At 71.9% G+C, this 25,124-nt stretch carries 25 protein-coding genes and 1 tRNA gene; 20 read left to right on the top strand and 6 right to left on the bottom strand.

Features of this window, described 5'->3' with window-relative positions:
* Window positions 1-70 precede the first annotated feature (70 nt).
* Genes ACFYO9_RS08330 through ACFYO9_RS08315 form a run of 4 tightly spaced genes read left to right on the top strand, consistent with a single transcriptional unit; the run spans window position 71 to window position 2,028 of the window.
* Complete coding sequence (locus ACFYO9_RS08330) at window positions 71-505, top strand: roadblock/LC7 domain-containing protein (protein ID WP_030781299.1); 435 nt, start codon at window positions 71-73, stop codon at window positions 503-505.
* 2 nt (window positions 506-507) lie between these two features.
* The gene (locus ACFYO9_RS08325) at window positions 508-879 is read left to right on the top strand and encodes a DUF742 domain-containing protein (RefSeq protein WP_358707219.1); all 372 of its coding nucleotides are present in this window, start codon (window positions 508-510) and stop codon (window positions 877-879) included.
* On the top strand, window positions 857-1,450 hold the full coding sequence (locus tag ACFYO9_RS08320; protein WP_355814010.1) for an ATP/GTP-binding protein: 594 nt from the start codon (window positions 857-859) through the stop codon (window positions 1,448-1,450). Before ACFYO9_RS08325 ends, ACFYO9_RS08320 begins: the two co-directional genes overlap by 23 nt.
* Window positions 1,447-2,028 (top strand): GAF domain-containing protein, encoded by a 582-nt coding sequence (locus tag ACFYO9_RS08315; protein ID WP_358707221.1) that lies wholly within the window; start codon window positions 1,447-1,449, stop codon window positions 2,026-2,028. The genes ACFYO9_RS08320 and ACFYO9_RS08315 overlap by 4 nt, the downstream gene beginning before the upstream one ends.
* Before the next feature lie 4 nt (window positions 2,029-2,032).
* Here the strand turns inward: ACFYO9_RS08315 and ACFYO9_RS08310 are convergent, their stop codons facing one another.
* Together ACFYO9_RS08310 and ACFYO9_RS08305 are read right to left on the bottom strand one after the other, a co-directional pair.
* On the bottom strand, window positions 2,033-3,913 hold the full coding sequence (locus tag ACFYO9_RS08310; RefSeq protein WP_358778804.1) for a DUF2264 domain-containing protein: 1,881 nt from the start codon (window positions 3,911-3,913) through the stop codon (window positions 2,033-2,035).
* 63 nt (window positions 3,914-3,976) lie between these two features.
* On the bottom strand, window positions 3,977-6,412 hold the full coding sequence (locus tag ACFYO9_RS08305) for a polysaccharide lyase 8 family protein (RefSeq protein ID WP_358778803.1): 2,436 nt from the start codon (window positions 6,410-6,412) through the stop codon (window positions 3,977-3,979).
* 280 nt (window positions 6,413-6,692) lie between these two features.
* On the opposite strand from ACFYO9_RS08305, the gene ACFYO9_RS08300 reads away from it, so the two are divergent.
* The 5 genes from ACFYO9_RS08300 to ACFYO9_RS08280 all read left to right on the top strand — a co-directional run bounded on the left by ACFYO9_RS08300 (window position 6,693) and on the right by ACFYO9_RS08280 (window position 13,394).
* Window positions 6,693-8,123, top strand: a complete 1,431-nt coding sequence (locus tag ACFYO9_RS08300) for a M1 family metallopeptidase (protein WP_358778802.1) — start codon at window positions 6,693-6,695, stop codon at window positions 8,121-8,123.
* A 634-nt stretch (window positions 8,124-8,757) separates the two neighbouring features.
* Entirely contained in the window at window positions 8,758-9,942 is a 1,185-nt protein-coding gene (locus ACFYO9_RS08295; protein WP_358778801.1) for a Gfo/Idh/MocA family oxidoreductase, read from the top strand.
* 144 nt (window positions 9,943-10,086) lie between these two features.
* On the top strand, window positions 10,087-11,115 hold the full coding sequence (gene tdh / locus ACFYO9_RS08290) for an L-threonine 3-dehydrogenase (RefSeq protein WP_358707339.1): 1,029 nt from the start codon (window positions 10,087-10,089) through the stop codon (window positions 11,113-11,115).
* Between the two features lie 127 nt (window positions 11,116-11,242).
* Entirely contained in the window at window positions 11,243-12,454 is a 1,212-nt protein-coding gene (locus ACFYO9_RS08285; RefSeq protein WP_355813996.1) for a glycine C-acetyltransferase, read from the top strand.
* A gap of 40 nt (window positions 12,455-12,494) precedes the next feature.
* Window positions 12,495-13,394 carry a LysR family transcriptional regulator gene (locus tag ACFYO9_RS08280; RefSeq protein ID WP_358707231.1) on the top strand — a complete coding sequence of 300 codons (900 nt, stop codon included), beginning with the start codon at window positions 12,495-12,497 and terminating at the stop codon, window positions 13,392-13,394.
* Window positions 13,395-13,432: 38 nt separating this feature from the next.
* Here the strand turns inward: ACFYO9_RS08280 and ACFYO9_RS08275 are convergent, their stop codons facing one another.
* Window positions 13,433-14,221, bottom strand: a complete 789-nt coding sequence (locus tag ACFYO9_RS08275; RefSeq protein WP_358778800.1) for an oxidoreductase — start codon at window positions 14,219-14,221, stop codon at window positions 13,433-13,435.
* A gap of 241 nt (window positions 14,222-14,462) precedes the next feature.
* Between ACFYO9_RS08275 and ACFYO9_RS08270 the strand changes: the two genes are divergently transcribed.
* From ACFYO9_RS08270 to ACFYO9_RS08230, 9 genes are all read left to right on the top strand, one after another.
* Entirely contained in the window at window positions 14,463-14,819 is a 357-nt protein-coding gene (locus ACFYO9_RS08270) for a beta/gamma crystallin domain-containing protein (RefSeq protein ID WP_355813987.1), read from the top strand.
* Window positions 14,820-15,106: 287 nt separating this feature from the next.
* Window positions 15,107-16,087 (top strand): alpha/beta hydrolase, encoded by a 981-nt coding sequence (locus tag ACFYO9_RS08265; protein WP_358778799.1) that lies wholly within the window; start codon window positions 15,107-15,109, stop codon window positions 16,085-16,087.
* A 76-nt stretch (window positions 16,088-16,163) separates the two neighbouring features.
* On the top strand, window positions 16,164-16,544 hold the full coding sequence (locus ACFYO9_RS08260) for an MmcQ/YjbR family DNA-binding protein (protein WP_358778798.1): 381 nt from the start codon (window positions 16,164-16,166) through the stop codon (window positions 16,542-16,544).
* Between the two features lie 118 nt (window positions 16,545-16,662).
* A complete protein-coding gene (locus ACFYO9_RS08255; protein ID WP_388666099.1) occupies window positions 16,663-18,108 on the top strand; it encodes an MFS transporter in 1,446 nt (481 codons plus the stop codon).
* A gap of 170 nt (window positions 18,109-18,278) precedes the next feature.
* A complete protein-coding gene (locus ACFYO9_RS08250; protein ID WP_355813979.1) occupies window positions 18,279-18,437 on the top strand; it encodes a DUF5993 family protein in 159 nt (52 codons plus the stop codon).
* Between the two features lie 11 nt (window positions 18,438-18,448).
* The gene (locus ACFYO9_RS08245) at window positions 18,449-19,093 is read left to right on the top strand and encodes a disulfide bond formation protein B (RefSeq protein WP_358778797.1); all 645 of its coding nucleotides are present in this window, start codon (window positions 18,449-18,451) and stop codon (window positions 19,091-19,093) included.
* A 106-nt stretch (window positions 19,094-19,199) separates the two neighbouring features.
* On the top strand, window positions 19,200-19,409 hold the full coding sequence (locus ACFYO9_RS08240) for a hypothetical protein (RefSeq protein WP_358778796.1): 210 nt from the start codon (window positions 19,200-19,202) through the stop codon (window positions 19,407-19,409).
* Window positions 19,406-19,645, top strand: coding sequence for a hypothetical protein (locus ACFYO9_RS08235; RefSeq protein WP_358778795.1), 240 nt, complete (start codon window positions 19,406-19,408; stop codon window positions 19,643-19,645). Before ACFYO9_RS08240 ends, ACFYO9_RS08235 begins: the two co-directional genes overlap by 4 nt.
* 73 nt (window positions 19,646-19,718) lie before the next feature.
* Window positions 19,719-19,792: transfer RNA gene (locus ACFYO9_RS08230), tRNA-Pro, on the top strand.
* A 447-nt stretch (window positions 19,793-20,239) separates the two neighbouring features.
* On the opposite strand, the gene ACFYO9_RS08225 is transcribed toward ACFYO9_RS08230, so the two are convergent.
* Both ACFYO9_RS08225 and ACFYO9_RS08220 read right to left on the bottom strand, forming a co-directional pair.
* Complete coding sequence (locus ACFYO9_RS08225; RefSeq protein ID WP_358779101.1) at window positions 20,240-20,416, bottom strand: S1 RNA-binding domain-containing protein; 177 nt, start codon at window positions 20,414-20,416, stop codon at window positions 20,240-20,242.
* A 16-nt stretch (window positions 20,417-20,432) separates the two neighbouring features.
* Window positions 20,433-20,978: an N-acetyltransferase family protein gene (locus ACFYO9_RS08220; protein ID WP_358779091.1), complete on the bottom strand. Its 546-nt coding sequence runs from the start codon at window positions 20,976-20,978 to the stop codon at window positions 20,433-20,435.
* Window positions 20,979-21,081: 103 nt separating this feature from the next.
* On the opposite strand from ACFYO9_RS08220, the gene ACFYO9_RS08215 reads away from it, so the two are divergent.
* On the top strand, window positions 21,082-21,957 hold the full coding sequence (locus ACFYO9_RS08215) for a LysR family transcriptional regulator (protein WP_358779092.1): 876 nt from the start codon (window positions 21,082-21,084) through the stop codon (window positions 21,955-21,957).
* A gap of 110 nt (window positions 21,958-22,067) precedes the next feature.
* Window positions 22,068-24,506, top strand: coding sequence for a SpoIIE family protein phosphatase (locus ACFYO9_RS08210; protein WP_358779093.1), 2,439 nt, complete (start codon window positions 22,068-22,070; stop codon window positions 24,504-24,506).
* Between the two features lie 37 nt (window positions 24,507-24,543).
* Here the strand turns inward: ACFYO9_RS08210 and ACFYO9_RS08205 are convergent, their stop codons facing one another.
* On the bottom strand, window positions 24,544-25,092 hold the full coding sequence (locus ACFYO9_RS08205) for a cupin domain-containing protein (RefSeq protein WP_355813961.1): 549 nt from the start codon (window positions 25,090-25,092) through the stop codon (window positions 24,544-24,546).
* Between the last annotated feature and the right edge of the window lie 32 nt (window positions 25,093-25,124).

Here is a 25,124-nt window from a genome sequence, read left to right as displayed (position 1 = left end):
GCCCGGCACCCCCCACCACCTCTGCCCCGGCAGACCTACGTACGTTCGTACCTCAAGGAGTCGATCCACCATGGCGAGCGATGCGCCGACCGGCCATGTATCCGATCTCGACTGGCTGATGAGCGGCCTCGTGCAGCGAGTGCCGCACACCCGGAGCGCCGTCCTGCTCTCCTCCGACGGACTCGTGAAGTCGGTGCACGGCCTCGACCCGGACAGCGCCGACCACATGGCGGCCCTCGCCTCGGGGCTCTACTCCCTCGGACGCAGCGCGGGCATCCGCTTCGGCGACGGCGGCGACGTCCGCCAGGTCGTCGTGGAACTGGACTCCACCCTCCTGTTCGTCTCCACCGCGGGCTCGGGCACCTGTCTGGCCGTGCTCGCCGGGCGCGAAGCGGACGCGGCCGTCCTCGGCTACGAAATGGCGATGCTGGTCAAGAGCGTCCGCCCGTACCTGATCACCGCGCCCCGGCAGCCCGCCGGGGAACCCGCGTCGATGAGGCGCTGAGCATGGCGGCCCCGCACGACGGGCCCTGGCTCGACGACGCGGCGGGCCGGCTCGTCCGCCCCTACACCGTCAGCGACGGCCGGACCAGACCGACCAGCCAACTCGACCTGCTCTCCCTGGTGATGGCGACCGGCAGCACCCCGCTCGGCTATCTCGGGCCCGAGCACTCCACGGCGCTCGGCCTGTGCGAGGCGCCCACCTCCGTCGCCGAGATCGCGGCCCAGCTCAAGCTGCCCGCGGTCGTGGCCAAAGTGATCCTCTGCGATCTCCTCGACTGCGGGTCCCTCACCCAGAAGGCCCCGGACTTCTACCACAACCCCACCGACCGGTCCCTGTTGGAGGCAGTGCTCGATGGATTACGACGACAGCTCTGACCCCTTCCCCACCGCACTCAAGATCCTGATCGCCGGTGGCTTCGGGGTCGGCAAGACCACCTTCACGGGAGCGGTCAGCGAGATCGCCCCGCTGAGCACCGAGGAACTGCTCACCACGGTCAGCGAGGCCACCGACGACCTGTCCGGCGTGGAGAACAAGACCACGACCACCGTCGCCATGGACTTCGGCCGCATCACGCTCGACCCGGAGCACGTCCTGTACCTCTTCGGCACCCCGGGCCAGGAACGGTTCTGGTTCATGTGGGACGAGCTCTCCGAAGGGGCGCTCGGCGCCGTGGTCCTCGCCGACACCCGGCGCCTCGAGGACTGCTTCGCCGCCGTCGACTTCTTCGAGCAGCGCGGCATGGGCTTCATCGTGGCGATCAACGAATTCGACGGCGCCTACCGCTACGAACCCGAGGAGGTGCGCTCCGCGATCGACCTCGACCCCCGGGTGCCCGTGGTGCGCTGCGACGCCCGCATCTCCAGCTCCGGCATCCAGACGCTCCTCATCCTCGTCAAGCACCTCCTCAACCACGCCCCGGAGCCCAGTTACGGAGCCCACACGTGACGTACGACCCGATCGGGCACCTCCTGCTCACCCCCGTCGACAAGGAGGCGCCCGCGCGGGTGCGGCGGCTGCGCGGGCTCGGCATCGGGCAGTACCCCGAACCGGCCTTCGACGTCTTCGCCGCCCGGCTCGCCGACCTGGCCGGCGCGCCCTGCGCGATGGTCAACTTCATCGACGAGCACCGGCAGTTCTTCGCCGGACTGCACGCCCCGGACGGCGTCCTCGCGCTCGCCGACCCGGCCGCCGGATCCGTCGCCCCCGCCGGCTGCGGCGACGCGCGCCGCTATCTGCCCCGCGACCACGGGTACTGCCCGCACGTCGTGGTGCGCCGCAAGGCCCTCGTCCTGGAGGACGTCCGCGACTATCCGCGCTTCGCGGGCAACCCCCTGGTCGACGAGGGCGGCGTCCGCTCGTATCTGGGCGCGCCCCTGATCGACCGTACGGGGACCGCCCTCGGCACGGTCTGCGTGGTGGACGTCCAGCCGCGCCGCTGGGGCAGAGCGGGGCTCGACACGATCAAACGCATGGCCGCGGAGCTGGTCGAGCAGATCCACCGGCGGGAGGACGGCGGGATCTGACGGGTCACAGGTCGAGCACGGTCCCGTCCGGGAAGCGGACCTGGACGCGGTCGGCGTCCACGGTGCAGGTGACGGCCTCCCGCAGGGCCCTTGGCCGGACCGTGTCCCGGGAGAGGGCGATCAGGGAGACGTGGACGGAGGTCCCGCCGGGGTGGGCCGAGGACGTCAGGAACGGGGTCGCGGAGTGCGGGCCGTACGCGTTCGCCGCCACCTCGCGGGCGACACCCGCCTCCTCGTCCCAGCCGTACAGACCGACGACGGCGCTCGTCAGCCCGGTCGCGGTCCGCACGAGGGCCCAGCCGGGGCCCCGTTCGGCGTGCGGCCGCGTCTCGTCCGCCACCGCGTGTCCGCCCTCGCGGACCGTCGCCCCCGCGGGTCCTTGCACCCGGTGGACGCGGATCTCCCACGGGCCGTGCAGCGCGCTGGTGGTCTCGATCGGGTACTCCCGTTCGTCGCCCGGGAGTTGGGCGTCGTGGCGGGAGGAGGCCACCCGGCCGGCGCAGCTCAGCGGGTGGATGCGGCGGCGGCGCGAAGCCGTGCCGTCCGGGGCGAGCAGGGCCAGATGGCCGTCGACGGCGCGTTCCCAGGCGCGCGGGGCGGTCTCCGGGGCGGTCGCCGTCGAGTAGCCGAACTTGGCGTAGTGCGGGTCGTCATCGGCTGCGCCTTCGAGCGGGTTGTGGTCGCTGCCGTGGTTGACCAGGCGGACGATGCCGTCGTGCCGGGTGCCGTGCAGCAGCCAGCCGGGGTGGGGGAGCGCCGTGTACTGGTCGGACTCCTCGACGGGCAGCGGCAGTTCGCGCTCCGTCCACACCGGGTGGTCGGCGGGCAGCAGCAGGCCGAGGAACCCTTTGCTGGCCCAGTACGGCGACGCGGGTCCCGAGTAGGGCTGCGTCGCGGGCAGGAACGTCTCGTACCAGCCGAGGGGCAGCAGTCCCCGCTCGTCGGGCACGCCGCGCTCCACGAAGTGCCGCGCCGTTCCGGAGGCGAGGCGCCGGGTCAGGCCGGGCGCGAGCGGGGTGCAGTCGGCGAGCGCGCCCATCCACACGGGCGCGGCGGCCGCGAACCGGTAGGTGAGGGAGCGGCCCTGGTGGACGGGTGCGCCGTCGCCGCCGAAGAAGTGCGGGTAGGTGGCGAGGTATTGGGCGAGGCGCTCGCGGTAGGCCTTGGCGCGGCCCCCGTCCTCCTCCCCGGCCATCCGGGCCCACAGCAGCGGGTACAGGTGCAGGGCCCAGCCGATGTAGTAGTCGAAGTTCCGTCCGTCGCCGTCGCTGTACCAGCCGTCGCCGCGGTACCAGTCCTCGATGCGGTCCAGGCCGCCCTCGACGTCGGCCCTGCTGTACGGGGCGCCGACCGAGGCGAGGAACTGCTCGGACACCACTTGGAAGAGCCGCCAGTTGTTGTCCCAGGTCCTGGCGCCCACGAACCCGGAGAGCCAGTCGACCACCCGCTCCTGGACCCGGGTGTCGAGGGTGTCCCAGATCCAGGGGCGGGTCTCGTGCAGGCCGATCGCGATGGACGCGGCCTCCACCATCTGCTGCGAGCAGTCGGTGAGCCGGGGCCAGGCCTCGCCGCTGTCCGGGTCCGTGCCCGCCGCGAGCCCGCGCGCGTACCGCTCGACGAGCCGGGGGTCCACCGCACCGCCCGCTCCGGCGATCCGGAACGCGGCGAGCAGGAAGGAGCGCGCGTACCCCTCTAGGCCGTCCGACACCACGCCCGACCAACTGGCCCGCCCCGGCAGCCGGTACTGCGCGCACCCCGGCGTCGCGTACGGGACGAGCGCCGCCAACTGCCGGTCGGCGAGCGCCTCCCAGTGCGCCCGGGTCCAGCCGGTGAGCGGGGACAGGACGCGGTCGGTGGGCGGCAGGGTCAAGTGCGGTGCGGGCATGGGGCCGTCACTCCTCGGTGGACGATGCGGGCGGGTGCGTCAGAACCTGTGAGGCCTGCGCGGTCACGCGAGTTGGGAGCCGTGCGTGTGGCCGCGTGAACCCGCGACATGGACGGTGACCACCGGACGGCGTCCCGGCGTGACGGTCACCGTGTCGTCGGCGCGGACCACCTTCCGTACCGGGAAGGGGAGTTCGACGGTGAGCGTCGTCCCGGTGCGGCCGGGATCGGCGACCGCCAGCGACACACCCCCGCGATGGTCGCGGCGCACAAGCACCGTGCCCGGCCCGGAGGCGGCGAGGCCCCCGGCGCGGCCCGCCGCCCAGAAGTGTGCCGCGAACACACCCTCGCGGCGGGCCTCGACGGCCTGCACGGTCGCGTCATTGGCCACGATCCGCACGGGCCGCGCCAGCGCCCACAGGGCGGTCGCGGCCGCGCTTGCGCCGGGCAGCAGGACGTAGGCGTACGACGCCGCGTCGGGGGAGACGCCGTGGTCGAGCCACAACGTCAGGTAACGGCGTCTCACCTCGGTGGTGCTGCCGCCCGTGTCGGCGCCGGTGTTGATGTCCCGCCACGCGCCGGCGCGTTCCTCGCGCAGGGCGTGCAGCCCGAGGTCGCGGGGCCGGCCGGGGAAGTCGGGGAAGACATAACCGCCGGTGCCGTCCAGGTGGCCCCACCTGGCGCTTCGACGCCGCGCGGACCAGCCGTCGTGGCCGGGCTGCGGGAGGCCGTCGACGAGGAGGCGCCGAGTGGGTCCCGCGCCGCGCAGAACGCGGTTCTCGACCACGGTCTCGATGGTGCGCCCGTCGCGCGCGCCGATGTCGGCGCCGAGCGCCACGACGACGTCGTCGAGGCAGAACCAGACCTTGCGGGCCCGCAACGTGCTGCCGTCGGCGAGCAGCTCCATGGCCGCCGCGCCGTACCGGGAGCCCAGGACCGCGCCGCCCGCCACGGCGTTCTTCGGGCGGTACGTGCTGGTGCCGCCGCCCGAGCCGATGTCGGCACGCGGGCGCGTGTCCACGGTCGTCCCCGGCAGCCGGTACGGATCGACGGTCGCCCAGAAGCCGTCGCCGAACTGCCCCACGTCGTCGGCGTCGTACAGATAGGCCATGCCGTCACCGGTGTACCAGCCGTGCAGATTCTCGCCGTTGCCCGCCTCGTACGCGGCGATGCGCTTCGAGGAGAGGGACAGCGCGAACGCCCAGCCGGGCCGCCGGTGCACCACCCGGTCCATGTCGGCGAAGACGACGTGCCCGGTGGACCGGTCGGCGGCCGGCACCGACGCGTCGTCGAGGACTGCCTTGGCGCGGGCCAGCGCGGGGATGCCCACCAAACCCGCATAGGGAGTGGTCTTGTTGCGGAGGATGCACCCCTTGGCCATGGCCCGCCAGCGTCGCGCGTACGCGGCCGGGGCGCCGGACGCCAGCTGCAGGATGTGCGAGAGCGTGACCGCCCCGTCGGTGTGGTCCCTGGCCTTCTCCCGCGAGATCGCCCGGCCGCGCACCGCGTCCATCATCAGCCCGTCGAAGAGCACCGGCGCGAACGTCCGGTCCACCGCCTCGTACAGCACCGACACCTTCGGATCGGTGACCGCCCACGGCGAGCCCGCGAGCAGCGCGATCAACTGCCCCGCGCCGCCCAGCAGAACGCTCCCGTACGTCCCCGTGTACGCGACCGAGCCGTGCTGCACGAACGAGCCGTCCTCGTAGAAGCCGTCGCCCGAAGTGACGTACGTGAAAAGGCTGTTGCGGCCGCCGTCCCGCACGTCGGACAGGCCGCCCCGGGCGAGCGCGACGGTCGCCGCGTCACGGGCGAGCAGCCCGCGCAGGGCGACGATGACGGCCTTGTCGGCGCGGTTGGCGCCGGTCTCGGCCAGCGAGGGCGTGCCGGTGCGGCGGTCTGGGTCGGGGCAGAACGCCGCGACCGTCTCCGTGTACGCGGCCAGGTCGTCGGCGGGCAGGTGTTCCCGCAACAGCACGCAGGTGTCCATGAGCGCGCGGGGCGCCCCGATCTCCCAGAACCACCAGTTGCCGGATTCGGGGCGGCCGGGCCGGTAGGCGACGGAGTGCAGGAAGCGCAGCGCGTCGAGCAGGGCGTCGCGGGTGTCCGCGTGGCCGGTGAGCGAGGTGCCGGGCGTGGCCCAGGCCGTCGCGAGGGTACGGAGACGGGTGTAGCTCTGACCGAAGTTGCCGGGGTCGGCGGCGGGTGCCAGGTCGGGCCAGAGCGCGGTCCGCCCGGCGGACCGGTCCAACGTGCCCCACCAGCCGGTGGCTTGGCTGTCCAGGGTCTTGAGGGCGTCGGCGAAGTCCGGGTCGGCGGCGTCGAAGTCACCGCCGGTGAGCTGGTCCGCGGCGCGCGCGAGCAGCGGCGCGAAGCCGTCCTCTTGGGCGGCGCCCCACGCCGTGCCGCCCGCCACCGACGGCACGACGAGGGAGGCCGCCCCGGCCACGAGGAGCGTGCGGCGGCGGGGGCCGGTGGAGTCGGGGAGGGGCGTGGGCATGCGAACTCCCAGGGGTGTCGGGGCACACGGGACGACGGACGGGACCGGAGTCCCGTGGAGGGGCGGGAGGCGGTGCGCGAGGCGATTCCGCGCCAGCATGTAAGCGGTTGCTATGGCGGCGCAAGGGGGCTGGGGGCTTTCTACGTTCTTTCTGTGCTGCCGCCCAGGGTGGTGTCGGCGTGGGCCTCGGGTTGTCCCTTCGGTCATCGGCACACTCCTTGACGCCGACAGTAAGCGATTACTACGTTGCCGCCCCATGGCTGAGAAAAGGAACCGAACCGTGCGTGCCGCCATCGCGACGGCGGCCGCGGCCGCCACCTTCGCGCTCGCCGTCCCCGCCCACGCGGCCCCCCACGCCGCCCCCTTCACCCCCACCCCCGGCGCGGACGGCGTGGGCGACCCGCTGTATCCGACGCTCGGCAACGGCGGTTACGACGTCCGCCACTACGACCTCTCCTTCGACTTCACGCCCGTGACGTACGACTTCCGCGCCACCATGAAGATCCGGGCGCGAGCCACCCAGGACCTGTCCTCCTTCAACCTGGATGTCGACGCGCTGACCGTCGACGCGGTCGAGGTCGACGGCGTGCGGGCGACCTGGACCACCGCCCCCGGGCAGACCGGCCAGGAACTCACCGTCACCCCCGCCCGCCCCCTGCGCGACCACCGCACCTTCGACGTCGAAGTCGCCTACCACGGCAACGGGAAGACGAAGCCCGCCGGCCTCCCCGGCTGGCGCCTCATGTCCGACGGAGGCTTCGCCTCGGCCGCCCAGGCGTCACGAGCCGACACCTTCGCGCCCGTCAACGACCACCCGTCCGACAAGGCGACCTGGACCTTCCACCTCACCGCACCGAAGGGCTGGACCCCGGCCGCCAACGGCAACCTCACCGGCCGCCGCGACGCCCCCGGCGCCGGCCGCACCTGGGACTTCGCCCTCAACTCGCCGATGGCACCGGAGCTGTTGGGCATCTCCGTGAACAAACAGCGGTACGTGTACGGGCGCGGACCGCACGGTGTGCGGCTGCGCCACCTCGTACCCGAGGACCAAGTGGCCAAGTACCGGCCGATCGTCGAGGAGACCGGCGGGCAACTCGCCTGGCTGGAGCGGACGCTCGGGGTACGCTACCCCTTCGACACGTACGGCGTGCAGATCGTGCGCGACGGCTACGGCGACGCGCTGGAGAACCAGACACTCTCCCTCTTTGGGCCCGGCTGGTTCGAGCGCCCCACCTACTCCACGACGATGGTCCACGAGCTGACCCACCAGTGGTTCGGCGACTCCGTCACCCCCACCACCTGGCAGGACGCCTGGCTCAACGAGGGGCCCGCCGTGTTCTACGCGGCCGTGTGGGCGGACCAGAAGGGCTTCCAGCCGATCGAGGAGAAGATGAGGACGGCGTACGCGAAGCTCGACGAGGTCCGCAAGACGGACGGCCCGCCCGGAAAGCCGACCGGCCTCGGCGGCTTCAACATCTACGACGGCGCCGCCGTCACCCTCTACGCCCTGCGGCAGCAGATCGGCCAAGACGAGTTCGACGCCGTCATGAAGGCCTGGCTCACCGGACACCGGCACGCCAACGCCTCCACGGAGGACTTCGTCGCCAACGCGGTGCGGGTGACCGGCGACGCGTCCGTCGGGGACTTCCTGCGGCACTGGCTCTTCGACCTCGACAACCCACCGATGCCGGGGCACCCGGACTGGGGCTGACGGCTTGGTTCGCCATCATGCCGAACCGGCGCCGAATGCCGGCGCGACGAGGACTTCACCGACTACGGCCTGCCTCCGAGCGGGTAGCACGTCGCGCAATTCTGGGACCAATGACGGAGGAGTGGGCCCCGAGGAGTCCTCGAGGCCCAGTCCTGCTACTGCCCTTTACGCTTGCGTGAGATCCCGTAGATCGCGAGTGCGACCAGAACCACGAGCGCGACGATCAGGAGCCAGAGGGGCATCGAAGGCCCTGACGCGCCTCGGGCAAGTGTCTGTGCAAGGTGCTGCTCCATCTGCGGAACCTCACTTCCTGTAGCTGCTTCTCTACCTGCCCCAGTGCCCTGTGCACACACAGAGATCCAGAAGCTGACCGGTTCGCTGTGGTCTGGAAGGCCCTCCGGCCGAGGGCAACCGTCCGGCACGGACCGCACTCGTGCCGGGAGGCCAGCGAGCTCCGGGCCTACGCGCGGGGTTAGTTGGTCCGTGCACACGCCTCGACACGGGCGGGCGTGGCCGGATAGATAAGGATCAAGCCCGTCCACGGCGGCGCCGCCACTCCTCCACCCGCACCCGGGCGGCGCACCCGTGTGGCCGGGCCGGTACCCGCAACACCGGCTCAAGGTAAGGAAGTTCCATGACCGACCTCCGTCTCGGCGTCCTCGGCTTCGGGCTGCGCGGCTCGCTCGCCCGTACCGCCCACCGGCCGGACGCGGGTTCCCGTGTCACCGCGCTGGCCGACCCCGACCCCGCGGCCCGCGCCGAGGCGGCCACGGCCTTCCCCGGCGCGCTGATATCGAGCGACCACCGCAAGGTCGTCGAGGACCCGGACGTCGACGCGATCGTCGTCCTCACCCCCGACCACACCCACGCGGCGCTTGCCTGCGAGGCGCTGCGCGAAGGCAAGCCCGTCTTCGTGGAGAAGCCCCTGGAGACCGGCGTCGAGGCGTGCGACGAGATCCTGCGGACCGCGTACGAGACGGGCACGCGGCTCTACGTGGGGCACAACATGCGCCACATGCCGGTCGTCCGGCTGATGCGCGACATCATCGAGCGCGGCGAGATCGGCGCCGTCAAGACCATCTGGGTGCGCCACTTCGTCGGCTACGGAGGCGACTGGTACTTCAAGGACTGGCACGCCGAACGGCAATACACCACCGGCCTGTTGCTGCAGAAGGCCGCCCATGACATCGACGTCCTGCACTGGCTCGCGGGCGGCTACACGCGCCGGGTGCAGGCGCTCGGCGACCTCATGGTCTACGGCGACAACCCGCACCGGCGCGAGCCGGGCGAGCCGAAGTCGGCCGACTGGTACACCAAGGACGGCCACTGGCCGCCGCACACCCAGCGCGACCTCAACCCCGTGATCGACGTCGAGGACGTCTCCCTGGTCAACATGCGCCTCGACAACGGCGTCCTCGCCGCGTACCAGCAGTGCCACTTCACGCCCGACTACTGGCGCAACTACACCGTCATCGGCGACGCGGGCCGACTGGAGAACTTCGGCGACGGGCCCGGCGGAGCGGTCAAGGTGTGGAACTCCCGCCGGTCCGGCCACCGATCCGAGGCGGACGCGGAGTACCCGGTGCCGGACGCGCAGGACGACGGCGGGCACGGGGGCGCCGACCCGCTGCTCGTCGACGAGTTCGTGCGCTTCGTCCGCGAGGGCGGGCGCACCGATACCTCGCCGGTCGCGGCGCGCATGGCGGTCGCGGCGGGCGTACGGGCGACGCAGTCGCTGCGGGACGGCGGGACGCCGCGCGAGGTGCCGGACCTGGACCCGGAGCTGATCGCCTACTTCGAGCGGGGCCAGACCCGCTGAGGGCCGGGCGCCGCCGGGATTTCGGCGGGGCCTGAAGGAAAGCTGCGGCGGCGCTTAAGAAATCCTCGATGGACCGGGGCGCCGCCGTAGGGAAGATTCCTGTGTCGTCGGGGGAAGAAGCGACGTACGACAGGAGCCGTGGCGTTGAAGGCGCTGGTCAAGGAGAAGGCGGAGCCGGGTCTCCGCCTCAAGGAAGTACCGGAGCCGGTCATCGGCCACGGCGATGTCCTGATCAAGGTGCTCCGCACCGGGATCTGCGGGACCGACCTGCACATCAGGGCCTGGGACGGCTGGGCACAGCAGTCGATCAGCGCGCCGCTGGTCGTCGGGCACGAGTTCGTCGGCGAGGTCGTCGAGACCGGCCGCGACGTCACCGACATCACGGCAGGCGACCTGGTCAGCGGCGAGGGCCACCTGGTCTGCGGCAAGTGCCGCAACTGCCTGGCCGGCCGGCGCCACCTCTGCCGTGCCACGGTCGGCCTCGGCGTCGGACGGGACGGCGCGTTCGCCGAGTACGTGGCGCTGCCCGCCGGGAACGTGTGGGTCCACCGCGTCCCCGTGGACCTCGACGTGGCCGCGATCTTCGACCCGTTCGGCAACGCCGTGCACACGGCCCTGTCCTTCCCGCTGGTCGGCGAGGACGTGCTGATCACCGGCGCCGGGCCGATCGGCCTGATGGCGGCGGCCGTCGCCCGGCACGCGGGCGCCCGCAACGTCGTGATCACCGACGTCAGCGAGGAGCGCCTCGAACTGGCCCGCAAGGTCGGCGTCAGCCTCGCCCTGAACGTGGCCGACTCGACGATCGCCGACGGCCAGCGCGACCTCGGCCTGCGCGAGGGCTTCGACGTCGGCCTGGAGATGTCCGGCAACCCCCGCGCGATGCGCGACATGGTCGCCAACATGACGCACGGCGGCAAGATCGCCATGCTGGGACTGCCCGCCGAGGACTTCGCCGTCGACTGGGCGCGGATCGTCACCTCGATGATCACCATCAAGGGCATCTACGGCCGAGAGATGTTCGAGACCTGGTACGCGATGTCGGTGCTGCTCGAAGGCGGCCTCGACCTGGCCCCCGTCATCACCGGCCGGTACGGCCACCGCGACTTCGAGGCCGCCTTCGACGACGCGGCGAGCGGCCGCGGCGGCAAGGTCATCCTCGACTGGACCTCCTGACTCCGCACGGCTGCCCCAGTACGGCCGACTCTGTACGGCCGCCCTCGTACGGCTGCTCCCGTACGGCCCCCGGCAGGCCCGCCCCGGCCGCCCGCCCTTGACGGCGCTCACCCCGAAGGAACCCCGCATGTTCGACTCCGTACGCGAAGACCTCCAGGCCACCCTCGACGAGATCCGCGCCGCAGGCCTGCACAAGCCCGAGCGCGTCATCGGCACCCCGCAGTCCGCGACGGTCGCCGTCACCGCGGGCGGCCGCCCCGGCGAGGTCCTGAACTTCTGCGCCAACAACTACCTCGGCCTCGCCGACCACCCCGACGTCGTCGCCGCCGCGCACGAGGCCCTGGACCGCTGGGGCTACGGCATGGCCTCCGTCCGCTTCATCTGCGGCACCCAGGAGGTGCACAAGGAGCTGGAGGCGCGCCTGTCGGCCTTCCTCGGCCAGGAGGACACGATCCTCTACTCCTCGTGCTTCGACGCCAACGGCGGCGTCTTCGAGACGCTGCTCGGCGCCGAGGACGCGGTCATCTCCGACGCCCTCAACCACGCGTCGATCATCGACGGCATCCGCCTCTCCAAGGCGCGCCGCTTCCGTTACGCCAACCGCGACATGGCCGACCTGGAGCAGCAGCTCAAGGAGGCCACCGAGGGCGGCGCCCGGCGCAAGCTGATCGTCACCGACGGCGTCTTCTCGATGGACGGCTACGTCGCCCCGCTCTCGGACATCTGCGACCTCGCCGAGCGCTACGACGCCATGGTCATGGTCGACGACTCGCACGCCGTCGGCTTCGTGGGCCCCGGCGGCCGGGGCACCCCCGAGCTGCACGGCGTCATGGACCGCGTCGACATCATCACCGGCACCCTCGGCAAGGCCCTCGGCGGCGCCTCCGGCGGCTACGTCGCCGCCCGCGCCGAGATCGTCGCCCTGCTCCGCCAGCGCTCGCGTCCGTACCTCTTCTCCAACACCCTCGCCCCGGTCATCGCGGCGGCCTCGCTGAAGGTCATCGACCTCCTGGAGTCCGCCGGTGAGCTGCGGGAACACCTCGCCGCCAACACCGCCCTCTTCCGCTCGCGGATGACCGAGGAGGGCTTCGACATCCTCCCCGGCGACCACGCCATCGCGCCGGTCATGATCGGCGACGCGGCCGTGGCGGGACGGATGGCCGAGCTGCTCCTGGAGCGCGGCGTGTACGTGATCGGCTTCTCCTACCCGGTGGTGCCGCAGGGCAAGGCGCGTATCCGCGTCCAGCTGTCGGCCGCGCACTCCACTCAGGACGTGAACCGCGCGGTCGACGCGTTCGTCGCCGCGCGCGCCGAGCTCACGGAGTCGGGCGAGGCCTGACGGCTCCGGCCGTGTGACCTGCCGTGGGAGAATCGACGGCATGATCGAAGCGCGGCGGCTGCACATCCTCCGTGCGGTGGCGGACCACCGCACGGTCACGGCCGCTGCCGCCGCGCTGTACCTCACCCCGTCCGCCGTCTCCCAGCAGCTCGCCGCCCTGGAGCAGGAGACGGGCCACCGCCTGGTCGAGCGCTCGGCGCGCGGCGTACGGCTGACGGCGGCCGGCGAGATCCTGCTCACGCACACCAACGCGGTCCTGGCCCAGCTGGAGCGGGCCGAGGCCGAACTCGCGGCGTACGGCTCCGGTGAGGCCGGCACGGTGACCGTCGCCGCCTTCGCCACCGGCATCGGCCTGGTCGTCGCCCCCGCACTGGCCCGCCTGGCCGACTCCGCGCCCGGCATCCGGGTCCGCGTCCAGGACGCGGAGGGCGACGCGAGCCTGCCGATGGTCCTCGACCGGCAGGTGGACGTGGCCGTCGCGGTCGAGTACCGGGGAGCCCCCGGCGCGGACGACCCCCGGCTCACCCGTGTCCCGCTCTACGCGGAGCCCTTCGACGCGGTGCTCCCGCTCGGCCACCGGCTCGCGGACGCGGAACGGGTCGCCCTGGCCGAGCTCGCCAAGGACGCCTGGATCGGCCCCTTCGCCGGCAACCCCTGCCACGACGTGGTCGTCCTCGCCTGCGAACAGGCCGGATTCCAGCCGCTGTTGGAGCACTGGTCGGACGACTTCCGGGCCGTGGTCGCGCTCGCCTCGGCAGGCGCGGGAGTCGCCCTCGTACCGCGCTCGGCGCTGCGCGGCATGGACGTGTCCGGGGTCGTGGTGCGCCCGGTGGAGGGCGCGGCCCCCACGCGACGGGTGTTCGCGGCCGTACGGTGCGGGGCGGAGGACCACCCGCTGATCCGCCCGGTGCTCGACGCGCTCGGCGAAGCGGCGGGCTGACCACCGAAGCGGCCGGCCCGCCCCGGCCTGCCCCCGGCTCACACCGTCTTGACCGAGTTCCCGTCGACGACGTGGTCCGCGCCCGTGACGCCGGCGGCGAGCGGCGAGGCCAAGTAGGCGATGAGAGAGGCGACGTCGGCCGGATCGGCGAGTCTGCCGGTCACCATGCCCGCGATGGCCGGGAGGTCGGCGAGCAGCCGCTCCTGCGGCACGCCCATGGACCGGGCGAGCGCGGCACCGTAACCGTCGGGACCCTCCCACATGTCCGTGCGGACGGGGCCGGGCGACACGGTGTTGACGCGCACGCCGGCGGGACCGAACTCCTCGGCCAGCGCCTTGCCGAAGGCGGTCAGCGCGGCCTTGGCGGTGCAGTACGCGACGGGGCCGGCGTGCGGGGTGCGCGCGCTGGTGGAGGAGACGTTGACGACGGCGCCGCGGCGCTCGGCGAGGTGGGGCAGCGCGGCCCGGGTGGCGCGGACCGCGGCGAAGAAGTTCAACTCGAAGGCGTCGTGCCACTGTTGGTCGGTGAGGGCGCGGAAGCCGCCGGTCCAGCCGGCGTCCGAGCCACCGCCGCCGACGTTGTTGACCAGCAGGTCGAGGCCGCCGAGCTCGGCCGCGGCCAAGTCGACGGCGCGGGCGGGGCCGTCGGCGGTGGCGAGGTCGACGGCGATACCCCTCGCGCCGGTGGCCGTCAGCTCCGGGGTGAGGGTGCGGGCCGCCGCCACGACCCGCATGCCCTCGTCCCGCAACGCGGAGACGGTGGCCAGACCGATGCCTCGGCTCGCTCCGGTCACCAGTGCCGTCTTCCCGGTCAGTCGCAGATCCATCCACGCCCCGCTTCCGTGCCCGCTTGCGCCGCCCACATTGCCCGAAATCTTGGCCCTTAGGACCACTAAATCGCCCATACAGAACTGATCAGGACATTGGGCGATACATTTCGGCCGTGCGGCAATTGAAAGATTGCCATGTACAGGTTCCTTGCTGGATCGTCGTCGTGCAAGCGTGAAACCGCTTCCCGGAAATGGCCGTGAATTACGGTCACCTACGGGCTGGAATCAAGGAGTACCTGTGCTGTCGAAAACGAAGAAGATCGCACGCTCCGCAGGCGTGGCGGTTGCCGCCGCCGCCGCGTTCACCGTCGTGATGCCCAGTAGCAACGCTTTCGCCATCGACCACGTCGAATGCCGTGGCGGCGAGAACTTCTTGAAGATCTGGTCGCACAGCAGTGACGGCCGGCACAGCGTGGACTGCTACGCGAACCGTGGTCGGACGGGCTTCGGCGAGTGGTGGGTCGACCGGATCTCCACGGGCAACAACGACCTGATCTACTACGACGCCAATGGTGACTCGGTGCGCATCAACCGGTGGACCGACATCACCTTCCCGAACCGTCCGCCGAAGGTGAAGGACATCGAAATCCTGTAGCCAAACATTGGCTCGGGTGAATACGAGCCAAATTCGGCAGGGAAACTCCGGTGGCCGCCTCCGCACCGTGGCCATTTCCGGATCGCACAGTGAGCCGGCCACGCCCTTTTCGGGCGTGGCCGGTTATCGGCATTTCTGAACGCACCCCCGTACGGGCTAGGGCGGGCAGGTCGTCCGCATGAGGTCCCGCACGCGGGGGAGGCTGCACCGAAGAGAGTCGGCCACCCCGACGAACGGCCGCTCCGACGAACAGCCCCGGACGAACGAGCCCCAAGGAGTCCGCGAAGATGCCCGACCGTGCCGATGCCCCCACCTCCGCCCCCGCCGCGTACACCGCGGGACTGCTGAACGCGGCGGACGGCGTGCCCGTCGCCACGTACACCTGGCTGCCCGCCGACGGCCGGCCCCGCGCCTATGTGCAGATCGCGCACGGCGCCGGCGAGCACGCCCTGCGCTACGACCGCTTCGCCCGCCAGCTGACCGAGCACGGCTACGGCGTGGTCGCCTCCGACCACCGCGGCCACGGCGCCACCGCACAGGCCACCGGCGGCTTCGGGGTCACCTCGGAGGTGGCGGGCGGCGAGGACGCCGACAGCTGGCGTGCCATCGTCGACGACCTCAAGGCCATCGGCGACCAGGTCCGCACGCTCCACCCCGGTCTGCCGTTCTTCCTCTTCGGACACAGCCTGGGCTCGCTGCTCGCGCGGGACTACGCGCAGGAGTACGCCGACGGGCTCGCGGGAGTGATCCTGTCGGGTACGTTCCGCTCGCTGCCCGGCGCCGACATCGAGGGGTCGATCGCCCGCCTGGAGCGCGAGATCGCCGAGCACGGCAGGTCCGCGCCCTCCTCGTACATCGGCGACCTGTTCGCCTCGTTCAACGAGCCGTTCCCGCATCGCACCGGCTTCGAGTGGCTCTCGCGGGACGAGGCGGAGGTGGACGAGTACGTGGCCGACGAGCGGTGCGGGTTCACCTTCTCGGCGGGGCTCACGCTGGACTGGGTGCGGGCCGTGCGGAAGATCAACGATCCCCGCAACCTCGCGCGCGTGCCCGCCGATCTGCCGATCCACGTCGCGGTCGGCGACCAGGACCCCTGCCATGTGGGGATGACGCTGGTGTACGAACTCCTGGAGGACTTCCGGTACCTAGGGGTCGAGGACCTGACCTGGAAGAGCTACCCGGGCGGGCGCCACGAGATCCTCAACGAGACCAACCGCGAGGAGGTGCAGGGCGACCTGACGTCCTGGTTGGACGAACGGGTGCTGTGAGGTTGGACGAACGGGTGCCGTGAGGCGCGAGGTCGCCGAGGGGTGACTGTCAGTGGCGTTGGTTACGGTTCGTGGCATGTCGAAGTCCAGATCCCGTTCCCGTGTCACCTCCGACGACGTGCGCCGCATCGCCCTCGCCCTGCCGGAGACGGTGGAGAAGATCGCGTGGAGCATGCCCACCTTCCGGGTGGCCGGGAAGATGTTCGTGACGGTTCCCGACGACGAGACGTCCTTCGCCGTGCGCTGTCCGAAGGTCGAGCGGGACGAACTGGTCCTCGCCGAGCCGGGCAAGTTCTGGGTGGCGGCGCACGAGGCGGGCTCCGCCTGGGTGCGGGTGCGCCTCGCGGCGCTGGACGCGGACGAGCTCGCGGACATTCTGGCCGACTCCTGGCGCCAGGCGGCCCCGCCCCGACTCATCGAGCAGCACCCGGAGTTGGGGGTCGCGTCCACGGACTGAGCGAGCCCGCGGGCCCGCCACGCACGGGTAGAGAGCGCTGTCTGTCCTGCGTGGCATGATCCCACCGGAGCGGTAGGGGAGCGGTAGGGGAGCGGACGGGTGGGGAGGGGTGGGTCGGGTGAGCGCGCCGACAGGTCACGGGGTGGAGCCGGAGGCCGGGAGACGGGAGCGGGGTCGGGGCCGGAGTCGGGGCTGGGGCTGGGGTCCGGGGCGGGGCCGAGGGGAGGCCGAGTCGCGGGGCATCTGGTCGCGGGACTTCGGACTGTTCTTCGCGGCCCGCGCGGTCGCCAAGCTCGGGGACACGATGCTGCCGGTCGCGCTCGCCGCGGGCCTGCTGCGGGAGGGGCACGGCGCCGGGGCGGTCGGCCTCGCGATGGCCGCCACGACGGTCTGCTTCGCCGGCCTGGTGATCTTCGGCGGCGTCTTCGCCGACCGCTTCAGCACCCGCCTCCTGATGATCGGCGCCGACGCCGTCCGGCTCGGCACGCAGTCGCTCGCCGCGGTGTTCTTCTTCACCGGGCACGTCGTCCTCTGGCAGATCTGCGCGATCGGCGCGGTCAACGGCGCGGCCGCGGCCGTGTTCCAGCCCGGCGTGGCCAGTACGGTGCCGCGGCTCGCGGCCGACGTGCAGAAGGCGAACGGCGCGATACGGGTGGCCGAGTCGACGGCTTCCCTCGCGGGGCCGGCCGCGGCCGGTGCCCTGGTCGGCCTCGCCTCTCCCGGAGCGGTCTTCGCCGCGCACGCGGGTACGTACGCGTTGAGCGCCCTCTGCCTCGTCCTGCTGCGGCTGCCGCCCGCGCGCCCGGGATCCCAGCCGGTCAGCAACGGTTTCCGGGCCGACCTCGTCCAGGGCTGGCGGGAGTTCAGGTCCCGCACGTGGCTGTGGGGCGTCATCGCCGTCTTCGGCCTGCTGATGATCACGGCCACCGGACCCGCCGTGCCGCTGGTGGCGACGCTGGTCGTCCAGGAGCACGGCTCCGGTTCGTACGGCCTGGTGAACTCGGCCCTGGGCGCGGGCACCGTCGTCGGCGGCCTGCTCGCCCTGCGGCTGCGCCCCCGCCGGATGCTTCGCGCGGGGACCTTCGCGCTGGTCGCCTACTCCGCGTTCCCCGCCACGGTCGGCGCGGGGCTCGACGTCCCGCTGATGGCGGTGGGCGCGGCCGTCGCGGGGGCGGGCGCCTCCTTCTGGGGAGTGATGTGGGCGACGAGTGTGCAGACCCAGGTGCCGCCGGACGTCCTGAACCGTATCCACGCCTACGACGTGGCGGGCTCGCTCGCCATGCTGCCGGTGGGTCAGGCCCTCGCGGGCCCCGCCGCGAACGCCTTCGGCGCCGAGAAGGTCCTGCTCACGGGGGGCGTGATGACGCTGGTGGTGTGCGCGGGCCTGTTCTCCGTACCGGCGATCCGAGGCCTGGTGCGTGCGGACGTGGGGGCGGGGGCGGCCGCGGGGGTGGGGGCAGCCGCCGGGCGGGTGCCGGGGGACGGGGCCCCGGCCTTGGGCCGCCCGGCGAGTGCCGCGCCGAGCACGGTGGAGGGGGTGCCGGGTGGCCGTGTGGTGCCGTAGTGCCGGGTGGCCGTGCGGTGCCGTAGCCCGGAGCCGTCCGCCTCACGCACCCCCGCCCCCGGGCGCCTTCGCGACCCCCGTCACGGCCTACGTATGAACGGGGAAACGTGTGTGGCGGCACGTACGCGTGTCGCCGTTTCCCCTCCGCGGGCGGCGCCTAGCGTGCCGGCGTGGACACCCTCATCTTCTTGCTGATCCTCGCCGCCCTGCTCGCGGTGGCCCTCGCCAAGCCGCGGCCCTGGGTCGTCGGCCTGCTCCTCGCCTCGACGGTGGCCTCGTTGCTCATGTTCAACCACCACGTCACCGATTCACTCGGCTACCACTACTGACGGGGCGTCCCATGAACTCCACACTCGGCAGCCACCTCGACGACGGCACCGGCGGCCGTACCGGCGACGTCGCGGGCGGCCGCACCGGCGGCCGGCTGAGCAACCGGCTCGGCTTCCTCCTCGCGCACGCCTTCGTCCTCGCGTACTGCGCCATCCTGCTGACCAGCCTCGCCTTCCAGATCTTCGACGGCGACATGCCGTGTCCGCTGTGCGTGGTGCAGCGCATGGCGATGCTGCTCTGCGCCGCCGGCCCGGCCCACATCATCGTGCGGGCCCGCACGGGAGCGGTCAGCACGGTCGACTACATGGCCGGATACGGGCTGGCGACGGTCGCCGCGGTCGCCGGCGCCGGCATGGCCGCCCGCCAAGTGCTGCTGCACTTGACCGACCCCAAGGGCTACGGCCCCGCCGTGCTCGGCCTGCACATGTACACCTGGGCCCTGGTCACTTTCCTCGTCGTGATCGTGTTCTGCGCCCTCAGCTTCGTCTTCGCCCCGCAGCTGATCCCGAAGGGAGCGTCGTACGGCTTCGGGTCCAAGGCCGTCGTCTGGCTGCTGGTCGCCATCGCGGTCGTCATCACGGTGCTGACCTTCGCCGAGGAGGGCTTCCACCTCACGCTGCCCGACGACCCGCGCCGTTACGAGCTGTTCGCCTGAGCCCGCGTGGGCCGGGCAACGTGCCCGTGAGCGCCGTGCCGCTGCCCGCGAGTGCCGGGCAGTGGCACGCTTGCCCAGAAAATCGAACGTGTGATCCCATCGGGGTATGCGTCACACCATCCTCCACGACCTCGTCCGCACCCAACGAGAGTGGACCCGCACCTACGAGAAGCTGGCGGCCCACCCCGGCCGCACCGCCCTGCGCCGCCGTCTGATCCGGCTCACCGCCCGGCTGCACTTCCATCCACGGCTGCGCGATCCCGCCGCCCGCATGGAACTGCGTCGCGTGGCGCGGCGCGGCACGCCGGGCTCATGACGCCCGAGGTGGTCGTCCATCCCGCGTCCCCGGGCGGCGGGCGCCGCGTCACGGCCGGCCCGGTGAATCTGGGGCTGGCCCACGGCGACCGCGATCTGATCGAGTTCCTGAGGCGGGCCGGCCTGGACGACGCCGAGGGCCTGGTGCTGGGGGACTCACCGCTCATCCGCTGGCGCGGGGGCGGCGCACACGACTACACGACGCCCGGAGCGCCCCGGCCGCCGGGAAAGGGGTGAGCGATCACCGCTCGGAGTGCGGTATTGTTTCGGTGCACGTTCGGCCAGGGGAAACCCCAGGTCACACGGGCACCGGGACGTGGCGCAGCTTGGTAGCGCACTTGACTGGGGGTCAAGGGGTCGCAGGTTCAAATCCTGTCGTCCCGACTTGAGAGAGTCGAGGTCAGGGCCGGTTTCGGAGCAATCCGAAACCGGCCCTTGATCGTTTTGAGGCCCACCTGGGGACCACTTGGGGACTGGCGTTCCTTGACCGGTGTCAACGAGTGAGGCCGTGGGGGCTCGGCAGTGCTCGCGGGGCGCGCAACGCGCCGAGGTGTCCGGTGAGTGCGGCTCCGGCGGCCGAGATCTTGTGTACGTACGGGTGCAGGTAGCGCTTAGCGCTGGGTGGTGGTCAGCGATCCGTGGCCGGCGATGCGTCGCAGGACTGATCCGCGGCTATGCGCGGCCACCGTGGACCGGCTGACCTTTGGCAGTAACTTCATCGAGACCGGAACCGAGTCCTACCGCCTCTCCCACGCCCGCGCGCAGCAGGCAGCGACGCACGCAGGACGACCTGCGGCTTCGCAGTGATTACTCTGCCGAGTCGGCAACCCCTTACGAGCGGAGGGACAGCAGGATCCGGCGCCTATGCAGGTTGATGCCAGCCACTTTGACCGTCACCTCATCGTCAACCTGCAACACACTCTCAGGCTCATCCGCAACGCGCTCTGAGAGCTCATGCATTGGAACCAGTCCCGCGAAATTCTCGTGAACTTGCACGAACGCTCCGATTCGATCACGGGACCAGTCAGCGCCACTCCGGTCCCGGGAGCGGAGTGGACTGCAGGCGTTGCATCCACAGGGAGCTCAGGTACTCGCCGTTCTTCACGGCGTACTCGTGGAAGGTTCCGACCTCGGCGAAGCCGAACTTGCGGTGCAGGGCCACCGACACGTCGTTCGGCAGGGCGATGCCGGCGAGGGCGACATGCACCGGTTCGTCGGCCAGGAGGCCGAAGAGCGAGCGGTAGAGGGCGGTTCCCAGCCTCTGGCCTCTGCTGGCCTCGCCGAGTCCGATGCTCACCTCGACCGTTTCCCGGAACGCGTCCTGATCGCGGTAGCGCTGGCTGCAGGCATAACCGAGAACCTGGTTGCCGCGCCGGGCGACGAGCATCCGGTACGGACCCCTCTGCGCGAACTGAGCGAACCAGTCCTGCCGTTCCTCCATGCGATGCGGTTCGGTGGCGAACCGGGCGTGCGAGATCGCGGCCAGGTGATTCTGGATGGCGACGATCCCGGGCAGATCATTCGTACCCGCAGGAACGAGTTCCACAGCGGTCGCGTAAATCTCGGGCAAGAGAGGCTCCTCACCTCACGGGGGATGTCGTACCGGCACGCTATGGGCCCCTTCGGCCACAAAGAACCCCATGATCCGAAGGCGCCTGCCATAGGCTGCACCTATGGCCCTGGAACTCGCGGACCTGCGCGTCTTCGTCACCGCCGCTTCCGTCGGCTCGCTGTCCGCCGCGGCACGTGAGCTGCGCGTTGCGCAACCGTCCGTCAGCGAGCGGCTGCGCCGACTGGAACGGCTCGTCGGTCAGCCACTGCTCGACCGCTCCAGCAGAGGAGTGTCGCTGACCCCCGCGGGGGAACGGCTGCTGCCCCACGCGGAACGGTGTCTGGATCTGACGGCCCGGGCCCTGGACATCGCACGGGAGGACGACACCCAGGGCACCCTGCACGTGACCGCTCACGCCAGTTACGCACCGCTGGCCGTCCCCTTCGTCATCGGTGCCCTGCAGCCGCTCCGATACGCCGTCGTGGTCGACGACCAGCACAGTCAGGACGCACTCCAGCGGGTGGCCGCGGGCGCGACCGACATCGCCATCACACTGCCGATGCCGCACGCTCACGAGGTACGGCTGCACACGTTCCGCAAAGAGCCGGTCATCGCGGTCTGTCACCCGGGCCACCCGCTCACGGCGCGCCCCTGCGACACCGCGGGGCTGAGCAGCCACCCCCTCGCCGTGAACCTCTGGGGCAGCGGCGCGCAGCTCTTTCACGAACTGCTCCTGGACGCACCCACCCGCGCGCATCAGCTCTACCGCGTCAGTTCCGCCGAGACGGCGGCCGATCTCGCGCGTTCCGGGCAGGCCGTCGCCGTCCTCACCCGCGCTACGGTCGAACGCGACCTCGCCGCCCGTACCCTGGTCGAACTCGACGTGAGCGACATGCCCGAATGGCACGTCCACCTCATGGCAGCCCACCACCGCGAACGCGCCACCGAACCCGCCATCGCTGCCGTGATCAACGCCTTGGGCCACCTCAAGTCCTGACCCACCGCGCGCCCCAAGACCGCCGGCTGAACGCGCGTGGCGGTACCGCAGTTGTGCCTGCCCCCGGGACAGCGGATTCTGTAGGGGATGAACGGGGCTGGTGCGGCGGCATGACGGCATGGAACACGGAGCAGAGCGCTGACTTTCGTAGCCCTCTGGACGTCACCAGGGCGGCCACGGCGGTGGTCGACGCCCAGGACACGGTCGTCGGGTGGAGCCGCGCCGCGGAGCGGCTGCTCGGGTACCGGCCGGACGAGATGATCGGCCGCCCGCTGACCTCCTTCCTCTCGGGGCCCGCCGCGGCACCACCCACCCTCGCCCTCCCTCCCGAATTCCGCGGGAACGAGATCCGCGTCGCCCGGCACCGGGACGGCCGCGAGCTGATCGTGGCCGCCGCGGTCTGCACCCTGCCGGGGGCTGGACCCGCGGGGCGCGTCCTCGTCGCGGCGGAGCTGGAGGACCTGCGGCAGTGGGAGTCCCGGCTCGCCCTGCTGCACGGGCTCACCACCCAGTCGCCCGTCGGCCTCGCCATCTACGACGCCGACATGCGGCTGACCTGGTGCAACACGGCGTACGAGCAGGAGATGGGGCGACCGCTCGCGGAGTTCCGCGGCATGCGGGCCGATGAGCTGTACTCCGACGGGAAGTTCGTGTCCCGGGGACATCCGCCCACGCTCGACGCGGTCATGCACCACGTACTGGAGACCGGTCAGTCGTTCCTGGACCTGCACTTCCAGGGCCGGCCGCCCAGCGACCCCGACACGGACCACCTCTGGTCCTGCGCCTACTACCGGCTCGAAGACGCGGACGGACACGTGTTCGGGGTGTGCGAGGACGCTTTCGACATCACCGACCGGTACCGGGCCCAGCGGCGTCTTGCCCTGCTCGTCGAGGCGGGCCGGGGCATCGGGACCGCCCTCGACGTCGCGGTCGTGGCCGAGAACATCGCCGAGGTCGCGGTGCCGGAGTTCGCCGCCACGGTCACGGTCGACCTCGCGCGGGCGGTGCTCGAAGGCGAGACGCCGGCCACGGGGAGCTCGGCGGCGATGTCGCTGGTGCGGGTCGCCCGCCGTTCGACCGGGGCCGAGGCCGAGGCCGGGGTCGGGGCCGCTGACGGTGGGCGCGATGAGGCCGGCCTCGGCGCGGACCCCTCGCCCGTCGAGTACCCCGCCGGCTCCCCGCAGGACCGCTGTCTCGCCTCGGGCGGGCTCGTGCTCGACGGGCCCGACCTGGTCGTGCCCCTGCGGGCCGGCGACAGCACGCTGGGGCTCGTCACCTTCGGGCGGGAGACGGACACCGCCACCTTCGACAGCGGCGAGGTGGCGCTCGCCGACGAGCTGGTCGCCCGTACGGCCGTGTCCATGGACAACGCCCGCCGCTTCACCCGCGAGCGCACCGCCTCCCTCGCCCTGCAGCGCCAGCTGCTGCCGCGCCACGTCCCGGAGCAGTCCGCCGTCGACCTCGCCTACCGCTATCTGCCCACGGACGACGTGACGGGCGTCGGCGGCGACTGGTTCGACGTCATCCCGCTGTCCGGCACCCGGGTGGGCCTCGTGGTCGGCGACGTCGTCGGGCACGGTCTGCAGGCGGCGGCGACCATGGGGCGGCTGCGCACGAGCGTGCGCGCGTTCGCCCAGCTGGACATGGACCCCGTCGAACTCCTCTCGCGGCTCGACGATCTGGTGGCGCAGTCGGCGGAGGAGCAGCGCAGCGAGCTCGGCGCGCCCGACGGCGCGTACACCGACGTCACCACCGGGGCGACCTGCCTCTACGCGGTCTACGATCCCGTGTCCCGGCGCTGTGTCATGGCCAGGGCCGGGCATCTGCCGCCCGCGGTCGTCGACCCGGACGGCACGCCGTCCTTCCTCGACCTGCCGGCGGGCCCGCCCCTTGGCCTCGGCGGTCTGCCGTTCGAGTCGATGGAGATCGAACTCCCCGTGGGCAGCCTGCTGGCGCTCTTCACCGACGGCCTGGTCGAGGCCCGCGACAGCGACATCGACCACGGACTCGACACCCTGGGGCGGGTCCTCAGCGACCGGCACGCCACGCTGGAGGAGCTGTGCGACCGGGCCGTCGCGCAACTCCTGCCGGGCGGCTCGACGGCCGACGACACCGCCCTGCTGCTCGTCCGCACCCGCGAACTCGACGCCTCCCAGGTCGCCGAGTGGCAGCTGCCCGCCGAACCCGTCGCGGCCGGCGAGGCCCGGGAACTGGCCACCCGGCAGCTGAACGACTGGGGCCTCGACGAACTGTCCTTCGCGACCGAACTCGTCGTCAGCGAGCTGGTGACCAACGCGGTCCGGTACGCCGAAGGGCCGATCCAGGTGCGCCTCATCCGCGACCGCACGCTCCTGTGCGAGGTGGCGGACACCGGCCACACCTCGCCGCACCTGCGCCACAGCGGCGAGGAGGACGAGGGGGGCCGCGGCCTGTTCATCGTCGCGCAACTCGTCCAGAGGTGGGGCACGCGCTACACGCGCTCCGGCAAGACCATCTGGACGGAACAGGCGTTCCCGGCGGCGGCCACCCGCGCCGTCGCCCCCGGCTGAGGGCGCGGGGGCGGGCGGACGCCGCCGGGCCGGGCGGTCAGGACGGTGTGCTCGCCGTCGCGGTCCTGGCCGTCGGCGGTTCGAACCGCATGGGCGTGATCTGCTTGACGTCGTACCGGCTGCGCATGCGCTTCACCGCCTCGGGGTCCACCGAGTCGCCGGTGGACCAGATCTCCGCGATCTCCTCGAAGTAGAGCTCGTGGTCGGGCGACGGCGAGCTCTGGAACAGCATGCGCACCGGTTCGTCCGTGGCGTTCCTGAAGGCGTGCGGGGTGTTCGGCGGTACGAACATGCTGCTGCCGGCGGCGGCCCGTACGACCCGGTCGCCGTCGACGGACTCCCAGTCGAGCCAGTCGTCCGTGCGCTCGGCGGGCTCGAAGGCGAGCAGCTCCAACTCGCCCTCCAGGATGTAGAAGAACTCCTCCGAGTGCTCGTGGAAGTGGCCGCCCGTGTCGAACCCGGGCGGCACGACCACCTCGAAGATGGACACCGAGGAGCCCTGCGCCCCCGTGGCCTTGAAGGTCACTTCCTGCGCCTTCGTGACCAGCTTGTGCCCCTCACCCGGCAGCCTGACGAGGTCGCTCATGCGATCAACTCCTTGCGTGGACGGTAGCGATC

This window comes from Streptomyces sp. NPDC005863 (genome assembly GCF_042871345.1).
GTDB lineage: Bacteria > Actinomycetota > Actinomycetes > Streptomycetales > Streptomycetaceae > Streptomyces.
Note: the sequence above shows the minus strand (reverse complement) of the source record. Positions and strands in the feature narration are given on the sequence as shown.